The sequence below is a fragment of the Tianweitania sediminis genome, from assembly GCF_017813335.1.
GTDB lineage: Bacteria > Pseudomonadota > Alphaproteobacteria > Rhizobiales > Rhizobiaceae > Tianweitania > Tianweitania sediminis.
Window position 1 is genome coordinate 52,462 of the sequence record NZ_JAGIYY010000008.1, and the last position, 12,289, is coordinate 64,750.

Genomic DNA, 12,289 nt, shown 5'->3' on the forward strand with positions numbered 1-12,289 from the left:
AGTTGGTCCGCTCAGCGCTTCATCAGCGCGACCAATATCAGCGCTGACAGCGGGGGCAATAGAAAGTGGACCGTCCCGCCTGCACGATACGCTGCACAACGCCTGTGCACGACAGGCGAGCGCAGGGCGATCCCTCCTGGTCGTAGACCTGAAAGGAGTGCTGGAAGTAACCGAGCGACCCATCGGCCTGCCGGTGGTCCCGCAGGGTGGATCCGCCAGCCGCAACGGCATCGGCGATAACGGTTCGGATTGCTTCGGCCAAACGCCGGCTGCGCACGGTTTCCTTGCCTGGCTTACCCGCAATCGTTCCGGCCAGCCGCTTGGGCGACAAGGCTGCCCGCCACAGTGCTTCGCAGACATAGATGTTGCCGAGGCCGGCAATCAGGTGCTGGTCAAGCAACGCCGACTTCAGCGGCGTCTTCTTGTTGCGCAGCATGTCGGACAGGAGCGCGCCGTCAAGCGCGTTGCCGGTTGGCTCGACGCCGAGATCAGCCAGCAGCGGGTGGGCCGTCAAGGTATCCGCTTCGGCCAGAAGCATGAAGCCGAAGCGGCGCGGATCGTTGAAGATGACCTGCGCTTCTCCTTCCGGCCGCGAAAGGTGGAACACGACGTGATCGTGCTTTTGGTCCTTGGACCGCGGGTGGTGAAAAGCGCCGGGCTGATCGGTCTCGCTTTCTTGCTCGATTCGAAACGAACCCGACATGCCGAGATGGGCGATCACAACGGACCCGTCGTCGAGATGCATCAAGAGGTATTTCGCGCGCCGCGCGAGAGCATCGATGCGACGCCCCTGGAGACGCATCGCGAAATCCGGGGGAAACGGGAACCGCAAATCCGGTCGACGCAGATCGAGCCGCGTGATCGAGGCGCCTTCCATCAGGGGCTGCAAGCCGCGTCGAACGGTTTCGACTTCCGGCAGCTCAGGCACGAGGACCCCTGATCTGCGGCAGGAAGGACGTTCCGGGACCAACGGGTTCCAGCCCAAGATGCGCGGCAACCGTTTCCCCGACGTCGGAATAGGTTGCGCGGATGCCAACTGACACAGGCTGGAGGCCCGGTCCCGCGCCGAGGATGGGCACGCGTTCACGCGTATGGTCGGTGCCCCGGAAGGTCGGGTCGCAACCGTGATCGGCGGTGAGGATCAACATGTCGCCCGCACGAAGTCGGTCCAGCGCCTCAGGCAACCTTGCATCAAACGCTTCCAAGGCAGCAGCATAGCCGGGCACATCGCGGCGATGGCCGAAATTGGTGTCGAAATCCACGAAGTTGGCAAAAACGAGGTCGCCATCTGCGGCATCGTCCATGGCGCTCAGGGCCTTGTCGAACATGGCCATGTTTCCGGCACCCTTGCGCGTTTCCGTCACGCCGCGATGGGCAAAGATGTCACCGATCTTGCCGATCCCGATCACGCGGCGGCCTCGTTCGGTCAAACGGTCCAGCAAAGTCGGTCCGGGCGGAGGCGTGGCGAAGTCGCGCCGGTTGGGCGTGCGCTGGAATGTTCCCGCCGTTTCGCCAAGAAAGGGACGAGCAATGACGCGACCGATGTTCAGGGGATCCACGAGGCGGCGCACTGTTTGGCACAGCGCGTAAAGCCGCTCCAATCCGAAATGCTCCTCATGCGCTGCAATCTGGAGCACGGAGTCTACCGATGTGTAGCAGATGGGCTTGCCGGTTCGGATATGTTCTTCGCCGAATGCCTCCAGAACGCCCGTGCCGGAGCCATGGCAGTTTCCGAGGATGCCCGGCAAGGCGGCTTCCTCAATCATGGCCCGGGTTAAAGCGGGGGGGAAGCTCGGAATGGTGTCCGGGAAATAGCCCCAGTCTGTCGACACGGGAAAGGACGCGAGCTCCCAATGACCGGATGGCGTGTCTTTGCCGCTCGAGATCTCCGTTGCCGCGCCAAAAAACCCGATGGTGGAAGGTGGTGGAAGGGACGCGTTGTGGGACAACGCGGATGCGTGCAGCAGTCCCAGCGCTTGCATGTTGGGCAAAAGCAGCGGCCCCCGCCGCAGGCCCTCCGCGTTGCCCCGTCCGTCGGCGCAGGCAGCGCGGATGTTGCCGAAGGTGTCGGCGCCGAGATCGCCGTAGCGATCCGCGTCGGGCGCGCAGCCGACGCCAAAGGAATCAAGAACGAATAGGAAAGCGCGCGCCATGCCAGGTCCCTTGCAACACGCAACAGATAAACTGCCGGCGCGCTTTCTCCAACGCCGGGAGATCAGCAGTCGTTGCAGGGGATCTCGGCACTCATGCGCGGCCGCAGGTAATAGGTCTCGTTCATGGAGATCCCGTCAAACGCTGCTTGCAGCCCGAGCGCCTGCTTCTGGCCCGCCGTGTAGGTAATCACGGGCTCATAGGCGAGGCCGCTGTCCACTCGGATCAGGAAGGTGTTGGGAGTACGCAATGCGGCGGGCACCGTGACGGTCGCATTCTTCGCCAGGCCGGCAGTGAAGCTCCCGCCCGCCATCTTGCGCGACCAGGCCACGGTTGCCTTCGGTGTGGTTTCGTCGCTGATGCGGATGGCGGTGACGTTGATGATCGGCTGGCTGCGGTTATAGGGCTGCAGCAGGGAATCGCCGATGCGCATGATTGCCTGCACTTCGCTGCGCGTGATTTCGGGCTGCTGGGCAATCAGGTCGCCCACCATGCTGCCGGCGCGGCCAAGCTTCTTGTTGGCCTCGATGCCCTGCGAAACTTCCATGGTGACGAGGTACATGCACAGGAGGATCGGCGCGATGAAAGCGAACTCAATGGCCGCGACGCCGCGCTTGTCGTGCAGGAAACTGCGCGCGACTTTGAAAGCCCTGTTCGGAAGCATGGCGAAAACTCCGGAAGCGAGGTCAGTCATCGAACGGCTCATTCTGCCAGGTGGCGGTGGCGAATTGCAGTGTGTTTCCGCCCTTGAGATTGGACATGGAGCGGCGCATGAGATCGGTGATCACAGGCCAGCGGTAGAACACGCGCAGCATGTTGATGGTGCCCGAAGCGCCGGGATTGATGGCGAAGCCGGATGTGTCAATATCGTCGTCGGCCGTCAGACGGATGCGAACCGCCGCGGCATCGGCGAAGCTCGTGAACTGCCGCAGATCGACTTCGAGGTTGGCTTTACAATCGCCGGGAGCGATGACGCCCATACGCTCGCAGATCATGTCTTCCAGCTTGGTGCCAGAGACCTGGGCCGGACGCAGTTGGCCGGTGCGCAACTCACGGGCGATGTCGTCGGCCGTGTTGGAAAGCATCTGCTGCCCAGCAAACGAAAGGCAGCTTTCCAGGATCGCAAAAACAAGCAACGAAAACGGAATGGCCAGCGCCACGAACTCGATGGCCGTGCTGCCGCCCCGGTGCTGGCGAAAAGACCGAAACAAGCCGCGCAAGCTCGTGCAGCGAGGGGCCGGTGTGGTGTGATCGAGCCTCTTGCGAGGTTGGAAGGGTTGCATCGATGATCCTCAGCCGTGGCTGGATTGATGCTGACACCCTACACGGAGCGCCTTGCTGTCCCGTTTTGAAAGTAGATTGGATTCAAAGCTGCGAAAAAAGGATCCGTTAACCGAAGGCCTCGACGGATTACTGACTGCTGATTTCGCTTTCTGATTGCCGTTCCGCGTCATTCTTATAGGCGCCCTCGCAGAACGGGGTGCAAGACAGTGTTTGCACCTGGGCGCGGCGATAAACCCGGATTGAGCCCGCTTCCTGGCGCGAGACGGTGACCTGCTGGTCCACGATCGGGGAGCCCTGCTGGTCCAGCACCACCACATTGGTTCTGCCGAAGCCCTTGCCGGTCAGCACGATCGTCTGCGAGTCCTGAACCGAGGCGTCCACGATGGCCGAGTTGCCGATGACAATGGTGTCGATCGGGCGTGCAACCTTCACAATCTTGGCCTGGTTCATCACCACCTCTATTCCCTCCGCCTGGGCGTTGGCCGGCACAGCCCACAAAGCGGCTGCCAAAAACATCGGCGCGGCGGCGAACTGAAAAAGGCGCATGGTGATCTCCGGAAGCGAGTTCTTCACGGAACATGAAGGAGATTGGTGAAACAAGCGTTAAGTCTCACCAGTGGCCCCTAAGGCGACACGATTAGGACTTTCGTAACCATAAAAACGGCGCTTCCAAGATCCGCGGGAACAACAGAGCAGGAAACAGCTTGTGGCGCTCGCAACCTTGCGCAAGGCAAGCGTGTGTTAACTACGCCACTGCTTGAGGAAAAGTAAGGATTGATTAAGCGCGTCCTTTAAGCCGATTGCAACAGCTTCAGGTTAGTTTCCACTCATCCGATCGACACAGCAGAAACGTTGACGGACTTGCTGTAACCGCGTTGAGTAGGAGCTCAAAACATGTCCAAGCTTTTTGCACGTTTTGCCAAGAATGAATCCGGCGCTACCGCTATCGAGTACGGCCTGATCGCCGCTTTGATCGCCCTCGCTATCGTTGCCGGCGCTACCACGCTGGGTGAAGGCCTGAGCGAGCAGTTCAACTTCGTTGCCAGCGAACTGGCAAACTCCCAGTAAGCCAGACCAGCGGCTTCATCAAAAGGCCGTCTCCCCGGAGGCGGCCTTTTCTTTTTCCTGAACTATCGAAATAGATCTTAAAGGCCGCTCTCGACCGTAAGTGGCGGTCACACCCGACGGAGTCTCGCCATGCTCAGCGCAGCCATCTTCGTGATCTTTCCGTTCTGCATGGTGTATGCCGCTGTGTCCGACATGGTCACGATGACGATTGCCAATCGTGTGTCGATCCTTCTCGTTGTGACATTTGCTGCTCTTGCACCGCTCACTGGCATGGACTGGCAAACCTACGGCATGCACTTCGCAGCAGGCGGGCTTGTTCTTGCCGTGACCTTCGGACTGTTTGCGATCGGTGCGATGGGTGGTGGCGATGCCAAACTGCTCGCTGCCACCTCCGTGTGGATGGGGCTGGGTCTTCCGCTGGCGCAATATGTCGTCTGGAGCGGGATGGTTGGCGGATTGCTGACGATCGGCATCCTTGCTTTCCGCTATTCCCCATTTGCCATTTACGCGAGCAACAACCTGTTTTTGCGCCACCTGGCTGATAGCAAAGCCGGCATCCCCTATGGAATCGCCCTCGGCATCGCAGGTCTTCTGGCGTTCCCAAACTCTGCACTGGCGCTTTGGGTACTAGGTACAAGGTGAACAGCTCGACCCCAGAGATCGGGCCTAATTGACTAAAGATTAAATTAAGCACGTTTCTAAGCTGCCCGTTAACCGTAATTTGACCATTCGACGGGCAGTATCCGGACCAGCGCAGAGATTGCGTCCTGTTTGAAGGTCCGTAAGATGAACGCATCCCGTGTCATTATTCTTGGGGTCGCCGTGGCTGCCGCGGCGGGCGCAGGCTATGTGGCCAAACGCATGGCAGCCCAGCCGCCGCAGGTGGTCGCGGTCCAGCAGCAGCCCGATGCGCCGCAGATCCAACTCGAAGATGTGCTGGTGCTGAACGCCAACCTGCCGATGGGTGCGGCCATCGAGGACCAGCTGAAATGGCAGCCCTGGCCGGCGGACGCCGTGAGCGAGGGGTTCATCACCCGCTCGGCAGAACCGGATGCGATGGAAACCTTGAAAGGGTCGATCGCACGCGATGCCATTTACACGGGTGAGCCACTGCGCCGGTCCAAGCTGATCGGCCAAGGGCAAAGCTTCATGTCGTCGATCCTGCCTAGCGGAAAGCGCGCGGTTGCAACTCAAATCGCTGCCGATACCTCCGCAGGCGGCTTCATCCTTCCGAACGACACCGTCGACGTGATCATGACGCGCCGCGCCACGGAGCAGGGTGCGGGCGCCGGTGAAGGTTTCGTTACGGAAACGATCCTGCAGAATATCCGCGTGCTGGCGATCGACCAGGCAATTCAGGAAGACGAGGAAGGCAAGCGCGTGCGGGTGGGCCAGACGGCCACCCTGGAGCTGACGCCGCAGCAGGCGGAAATCATAACGGTCGCCCAGCAGATGGCAGACCGGCTCACTTTATCGCTGCGCTCCATCACAGATACGCAGGATCAGGATCTCGCCGAAGCAGACTACCTCGTCAACGGGCAAGGCAAGCGCGGCACGATCCGCCTGATCAAGTCGGGCGAATTTTCGGAACAGGGGGCGCGCTGATGCCGGCGTCGAAGGCGAAGATCATGAATCGCAAGAGTGCCATGCGTCGTTTCGGCTTGAACACCACCGTGGCGCTCCTCGCCGCGACGATGGCGATGCCGGTGGGACCGGGTGCCGCGCTCGCACAATCCGGTAAATTCGTCGGCACCGGCTATGCAAGTCGCGGGGACGTGATCAAGCTTGGGCTGAACAAGTCCTTTGTGCTTGAACTCCCTTCAGATGCCTATGATATCTTGGTCGCGAACCCGGCCGTTGCCGATGCCGTGACCCGCACCGCACGACGCATCTACCTGTTCGGCAAGTCGGTCGGCCAAACCAACGTGATCGTGTTCGGCCCGAATGGCGAGCAGATCGGCAATTACGACATTGCGGTGGAGCGCGACGTTGCCGGCCTCGAGGGCTATCTCGAGCGCTTCATTCCGGGCTCGGACATCACGGTCGAACTTCTCAACGACAACGTGGTGCTGACCGGCACTGTGGATACGCCGCTGGATGCCGCACGGGCAGCGCAATTGGCGCAGATCTTCGTCACGGGCGGTGAAGCCACCACCGGCCAATACGCGCAAACCGCAGCGGCTGCGAGCGACGGTGGTGGGGTGGATATCAACAATCCGGACTCGGAGCGCCAGCAGAGCCGGATCGTCAACCTGATCCAGATTGTCGGCGAAGATCAGGTTACGCTGAAGGTGACGGTGGCTGAGGTCAGCCGGTCAGTCATGAAGCAGCTTGGTGTGAACCTGCTGGCTGGAGATAACTCAAACGGCTTCACCTGGGGCGCACTTTCGGAGTCCAGCTATGGACTGGGTAAACAGCTTTCGCCCAGCGGCGTGGGCTTCGGAACCTCTCTGATCGATGGCTATATACAGGCCATGGAACAAGCGGGCGTTATGAAGACGCTGGCGGAGCCCACGCTTACGGCTGTTTCCGGTGAGCAGGCGACGTTCCGCGTGGGTGGCGAGTTCAACATCGTCAATGGTCGCGACAGCACGGTCTCCCTCGACAACCAAACAGGTCAAACGACATACGAAATAGAAAAGATCGAGTATGGAATCGGGTTAGAGTTCAAGCCGACCGTCCTTTCTCCAGGTCGCATCAGCTTGAAGGTGCGCACGTCGGTTTCCGAGCCGACAAGCGAAGGATCGGTCAATCTCGAGGCGGGGCCTTCCCGGCGCCCCGGCAGGTTCGAGTCCTACCTCGATCCGCGGGTGAATATGATGGGGACAAACATGATCTCCATTCGCAAGCGTCTCGCAGACACGACGATCGAGTTGCCGTCTGGCGGTTCCATGATGATCGCAGGACTCGTTCGCGATGATGTCCGGCAGGTTGCCGCTGGGTTGCCGGGCCTCTCCAAGATCCCGGTTCTCGGCGCTCTGTTCCGAAGCAAGGACTTTGTGCGCAACGAAACCGAGCTCGTGATTATCGTCACGCCTTATCTGTCCCGCCCGGTTGCGCGCAACGAACTCGCAAAGCCGGACGACAACTTCAACCCGGCGTCTGACGGCGGAAGCTTCATTTTGAACAAGGTCAACCGTGTCTACGGCACGATGAAGACCGATCTCCCGAACGGCCGTTATCACGGCGTCGTCGGCTACATCTACAAGTGAGCGGGGGCGCCACCATGCAGAACAAGATCTCCCGAATGCCCGGCAAGCTTCTGGCGGCGGTTGCTCTTGCAACCATTGCTTTTGCTGCAGGCTGCTCAACCAACAAGCCCGACTCGGTGATCGTCGGTTCGGTGCCGGATGACTACCGCACGAACCATCCAATCATGATCGGCGAAAAGGAACGCAAGATCGACCTGCCGGTCGGCATGGCAGATCGCGGCATGACGCCGACTCAGAAGATTGCGCTTGAAGGCTTCCTCGCAGACTACGACACAGCCGCGCAGCCGCCGGTGACCATCATTGTTCCAGTCGGTTCGGCCAACGAACTCGCCGCCTCCAATGCTGCCCACGAGTTGATGACCGTGATGACCCGCAATGGTGTGCCACCGCACCGCATCGCCACGGCGGCTTACCGTGCCCGCCCTGGCGAAACAGCGGCGCCGATCCGCGTGTCTACGATGGCGATGAAGGCCTATACCAAGCCTTGCGGCCGCTGGCCGGAAGACATCGGCGACACCACCGACAACAAGCATTGGGCGAATTTCGGCTGTTCCTACCAAAACAACCTTGCAGCCCAGATCGCCAACCCTGCGGACCTTCTCGGACCCCGCAAGCAAGGGCCGATCGATGCAGAAAATCGCGGCGTAGCGATCGGTGACTACAAGGCCAAGGACATCGGCTTCGAACCCACCATCGACTACGACGCGAACTGATCAGCGTCCACGGGATACGTCACCAATGACAAATCTTGCTTACGAGAGCAGCCAAGGCGATCTGGATCACGAACTCGTGGCGCTCCAGAACCTGCGGCCGATCCCGCGCATTTCCATCCAAGCTTTCTGCGAAACGGACTCCGTCGCTGGCCCAATCGACCGGGCGGCAGACGATCGCCGGATGGCTCGGGCCCACGTCAAAGTCCACATGGGCGGGATCGCCAGCGCGCTCGACCTTTACCAGAGCGCGCCGACGCCGAACCTGATCATCCTGGAGTCGCGCCACGAGCCCAAAGAACTGCTCGCATCCCTGCATCAGCTTTCCGAGGTTTGCGACCCGAGCACCAAAGTTATCGTCGTCGGCCACTACAACGACGTCTGGCTATACCGCGAACTGATCCGCTCCGGCATCTCCGAATATGTCGTGGCGCCGATCTCCATGGCCGACATTCTGGCCGTGATCGCCTCGATCTTTGTGGATCCGGAAGCCGAGCCGCTCGGCAAATCCATCGCCTTCCTTGGCGCCAAGGGTGGCGTCGGGTCGTCGACGCTGGCGCACAATTTTGCCTGGACGCAATCCAAGCTGTTCGGCTCCGAGACCGTGATTGCCGACATGGACCTGGCATTCGGCACGGCGAACATCAATTTCGACCAGGACCCGGCCCAAGGCATTGCCGAAGCGGTGTTTGCGCCGGAGCGGATCGACGAGGTTTATCTTGATCGCCTGCTGGCACAATGCGCCGAAAAGCTGTCGCTCCTCGCAGCACCCTCGACCCTCGATCGCACCTATGACTTCGAGCCCGACGCCTTCCAGCAGATCATCGAAACGGCGCAGCGCAGCGCACCCATGCTGGTGCTCGACCTGCCGCATGTTTGGAACGGCTGGACAAAAACCACGCTGATGCAGGCGGATGACGTGGTGATCACGGCGACTCCGGAGCTCGCCAATCTCCGCAACACCAAGAACATTGTGGACACGCTGAAGAAGCTGCGCCCCAACGACGCGCCGCCCAAGCTGATCATCAACCAGGCAGGCATGCCCAAGCGCCCGGAAATCAGCGCGGCCGATTTCGCCGATCCGCTCGGTTTGACGCCGATGGCGGTGATCCCGTTCGATCCGCACTTCTTCGGAACGGCCGCCAACAACGGTCGCATGCTGGGCGAAATGGATCCCAAGCACGTGATTGTGCAGACGATCAACGAGATCGCCCATGTTCTGACGGGGCGCAGCGAAGTGAAAGCGCGGAAGCGCTCCGGCCTCGGCGACCTGTTCGGGCGCCTGAAATCGTCCAAGAGTTCCAAGAAATAGGCGTGCAGGAGTAGCAGCCGATGTTCGGTAGAAGAGGCAGCGACAGCGGAACGAAAGAGCTCCCAGCTTTTCGGCCACCCGCAAGCACGCCGGTTCCGGCAGCCCCGCGCGAGCCGGAAGGGGACGGCGCTGCCGCCACCGCTGCGCCAGCCGCGCCGGCCGCCGCCGCCGCGCCACGACGGGTGGTGGAAGCCCCGCCGATGGTGCCGGAAGCGCCGCGCCGCGGCAATCGCGAACGTTCGGAAAGCTACTACGACACCAAGAGCCAGGTGTTTTCTGCGCTGATCGACACCATCGATCTGTCGCAACTCGCCAAGCTCGACCCGGATTCGGCCCGCGAAGAAATCCGCGACATCGTCAACGACATTATCGCGATCAAGAACTTCGCGATGTCGATCGCCGAGCAGGAAGAACTGCTCGAAGACATTTGCAACGACGTGCTTGGTTACGGCCCGCTCGAGCCGCTTCTGGCGCGCGACGACATCGCCGACATCATGGTCAACGGCGCCAAGCAGGTCTTCATCGAAGTCAACGGCAAGGTCGAGCAGACCGGCATCCGCTTCCGCGACAACCAGCAGCTGCTCAACATCTGCCAGCGCATCGTGAGCCAAGTCGGCCGCCGCGTGGACGAAAGCTCCCCGATCTGCGATGCGCGCCTGCCGGACGGCTCGCGTGTTAACGTGATTGCTCCGCCGCTTGCCATCGACGGCACTGCGCTCACCATCCGCAAGTTCAAGAAGGACAAGCTGACACTCGACCAGCTCGTCCGCTTCGGCGCCATTTCGCCGGAAGGCGCGGAGGTCCTGAAGATCATCGGCCGCGTCCGCTGCAATGTGGTGATTTCCGGCGGTACCGGTTCAGGCAAGACGACGCTGCTCAACTGCCTCACCAACTACATCGACCGCGACGAGCGCATCATCACCTGCGAAGACTCCGCCGAATTGCAGCTGCAACAGCCGCATACGGTGCGTCTCGAAACCCGTCCGCCGAACCTGGAAGGCGAGGGCGAGATCACCATGCGCGACCTCGTGAAGAACTGCCTGCGCATGCGGCCTGAACGCATCATCGTCGGCGAAGTGCGCGGACCGGAGGTATTCGACCTCCTGCAGGCGATGAACACGGGCCATGACGGCTCCATGGGCACAATCCACTCCAACTCGCCGCGCGAATGCCTGAACCGTATCGAGTCCATGATCGCGATGGGCGGTTACTCGCTGCCGCAAAAGACGGTGCGCGAAATCGTGGTCGGCTCGGTGGACGTGATCATCCAGGCCGCGCGCCTGCGCGACGGGTCCCGCCGCATCACCCATGTCACCGAGGTGGTGGGCATGGAAGGCGACGTCGTGATCACCCAGGATCTGATCCTCTACAACATCAAGGGCGAAGACCAGAACGGCCGCTTGATCGGCGAGCACGTGTCGACGGGCATCGGGCGTCCCGCCTTCTGGGATCGTGCGCGATATTACGGCGAGGAAGCGCGGCTTGCCGCTGCGCTGGAAGCCATGGAGAAGCGGGCCGCTTGAGGCCGCAGATAGGCCGCGACGATGGATGCTCCAATCCTGCTCTTCATTTTGCTGGCTGGCCTGAGCGCCGGCCTGCTGGCGTATGTTTTCCTGTTCAACCGCATCGCGGATGAACGAAACGCAGGCAAGCGACTGGAAACGGTCAAGGCGGCCGAAACCACGCGTGCCGCGATCAAGGCGACGCGCGACCGCCAGCAGGAGGTCGCCAAGCGGCGTAAGTCCGTGCAGGACTCGCTGAAGGACCTCGACGAGAAGCAGAAAATCCGCGACGCCAACACCAAGAAGCCGCCGCTGAAGATCCAGATCCGTCAGGCGGGCATGACGGTTTCCATGCAGCAGTTCTATCTGTATTCCGCGCTGACCGGTGTCGTTCTCGCCGTCGCCGCCTTTGTGCTCGGTGCGCCGCTTTATGTTGTCCCAGGCGCGCTTCTTGTGGGCGGGCTTGGCATCCCGCGCTGGTACGTGTCCTTCAAGCGCAAGCGCCGCGTGAAGGCCTTCCTCAACGAGTTCCCCAATGCCCTCGACGTGATCGTGCGCGCGGTGAAATCCGGCTTGCCGCTCAACGACGGCATTCGCCTGATTGCCCATGAAGCGCGCGAGCCGGTGAAAGGCGAGTTCCGCCGGATTGTGGAAGCGCAGCAGCTCGGCATGTCGATCCCGGAAGCCTCCATGCGCATGGGCGAAACCATGCCGTGCCCGGAAGCCAACTTCTTCGGCATCGTGATCCAGATCCAAAGCCAGGCGGGCGGCAACCTGTCGGAAGCGCTCGGCAACCTGTCCCGCGTCATTCGTGACCGCAAGCGCATGAAAGCCAAGGTGCAGGCTTTGTCGATGGAAGCAAAGGCATCAGCGGCCATCATCGGCGCGCTGCCCTTTATCGTTGCCTTTCTCGTTTATATCTCGAGCCCGGCCTACATCATGCCGCTCTTTACAACGAGCACAGGCAATCTCATCCTGCTTGTTTCCGGGGTCTGGATGTCCATCGGGCTTCTGGTGATGCGCAACATGATCAACTTCGAAGTGTGAGGC

General features: G+C 61.1%; 13 protein-coding genes. 8 read left to right on the forward strand and 5 right to left on the reverse strand.

All coding sequences use genetic code 11. The annotated features are described in order from the left end of the window. Positions 1 to 37: 37 nt before the first annotated feature. From mutM to J5Y06_RS18070, 5 genes are all read right to left on the reverse strand, one after another. Complete coding sequence (gene mutM, locus J5Y06_RS18050) at positions 38 to 928, reverse strand: bifunctional DNA-formamidopyrimidine glycosylase/DNA-(apurinic or apyrimidinic site) lyase (protein ID WP_209336589.1); 891 nt, start codon at positions 926 to 928, stop codon at positions 38 to 40. After that, a complete protein-coding gene (locus J5Y06_RS18055; protein ID WP_209336590.1) occupies positions 921 to 2,153 on the reverse strand; it encodes a phosphopentomutase in 1,233 nt (410 codons plus the stop codon). The genes mutM and J5Y06_RS18055 overlap by 8 nt, the downstream gene beginning before the upstream one ends. A 62-nt stretch (positions 2,154 to 2,215) precedes the next feature. Continuing rightward, entirely contained in the window at positions 2,216 to 2,845 is a 630-nt protein-coding gene (locus tag J5Y06_RS18060) for a TadE/TadG family type IV pilus assembly protein (RefSeq protein WP_245248075.1), read from the reverse strand. Further along, positions 2,838 to 3,434, reverse strand: coding sequence for a TadE/TadG family type IV pilus assembly protein (locus J5Y06_RS18065; protein WP_209336591.1), 597 nt, complete (start codon positions 3,432 to 3,434; stop codon positions 2,838 to 2,840). Before J5Y06_RS18065 ends, J5Y06_RS18060 begins: the two co-directional genes overlap by 8 nt. A 127-nt stretch (positions 3,435 to 3,561) precedes the next feature. After that, positions 3,562 to 3,981 (reverse strand): pilus assembly protein N-terminal domain-containing protein, encoded by a 420-nt coding sequence (locus tag J5Y06_RS18070; protein ID WP_209336592.1) that lies wholly within the window; start codon positions 3,979 to 3,981, stop codon positions 3,562 to 3,564. A gap of 348 nt (positions 3,982 to 4,329) precedes the next feature. Here J5Y06_RS18070 and J5Y06_RS18075 point away from each other — a divergent pair, with 348 nt between their 5' ends. From J5Y06_RS18075 to J5Y06_RS18110, 8 genes are all read left to right on the forward strand, one after another. Next, positions 4,330 to 4,503, forward strand: a complete 174-nt coding sequence (locus tag J5Y06_RS18075) for a Flp family type IVb pilin (RefSeq protein ID WP_209336593.1) — start codon at positions 4,330 to 4,332, stop codon at positions 4,501 to 4,503. Positions 4,504 to 4,632: 129 nt separating this feature from the next. Further along, a complete protein-coding gene (locus tag J5Y06_RS18080; protein ID WP_209336594.1) occupies positions 4,633 to 5,145 on the forward strand; it encodes an A24 family peptidase in 513 nt (170 codons plus the stop codon). Positions 5,146 to 5,289: 144 nt separating this feature from the next. Then, on the forward strand, positions 5,290 to 6,108 hold the full coding sequence (cpaB, locus tag J5Y06_RS18085) for a Flp pilus assembly protein CpaB (RefSeq protein WP_209336595.1): 819 nt from the start codon (positions 5,290 to 5,292) through the stop codon (positions 6,106 to 6,108). A 23-nt stretch (positions 6,109 to 6,131) separates the two neighbouring features. Next, positions 6,132 to 7,715 carry a type II and III secretion system protein family protein gene (locus J5Y06_RS18090; protein WP_385932563.1) on the forward strand — a complete coding sequence of 528 codons (1,584 nt, stop codon included), beginning with the start codon at positions 6,132 to 6,134 and terminating at the stop codon, positions 7,713 to 7,715. 14 nt (positions 7,716 to 7,729) lie between these two features. Continuing rightward, positions 7,730 to 8,428 (forward strand): CpaD family pilus assembly protein, encoded by a 699-nt coding sequence (locus tag J5Y06_RS18095; RefSeq protein WP_209336596.1) that lies wholly within the window; start codon positions 7,730 to 7,732, stop codon positions 8,426 to 8,428. A 25-nt stretch (positions 8,429 to 8,453) separates the two neighbouring features. After that, positions 8,454 to 9,737 (forward strand): CpaE/TadZ family protein, encoded by a 1,284-nt coding sequence (locus tag J5Y06_RS18100; protein ID WP_209336597.1) that lies wholly within the window; start codon positions 8,454 to 8,456, stop codon positions 9,735 to 9,737. A 20-nt stretch (positions 9,738 to 9,757) separates the two neighbouring features. Continuing rightward, on the forward strand, positions 9,758 to 11,260 hold the full coding sequence (locus tag J5Y06_RS18105) for a TadA family conjugal transfer-associated ATPase (RefSeq protein ID WP_209336598.1): 1,503 nt from the start codon (positions 9,758 to 9,760) through the stop codon (positions 11,258 to 11,260). Between the two features lie 21 nt (positions 11,261 to 11,281). Next, positions 11,282 to 12,286: a type II secretion system F family protein gene (locus tag J5Y06_RS18110; RefSeq protein WP_209336599.1), complete on the forward strand. Its 1,005-nt coding sequence runs from the start codon at positions 11,282 to 11,284 to the stop codon at positions 12,284 to 12,286. Positions 12,287 to 12,289 lie beyond the last annotated feature (3 nt).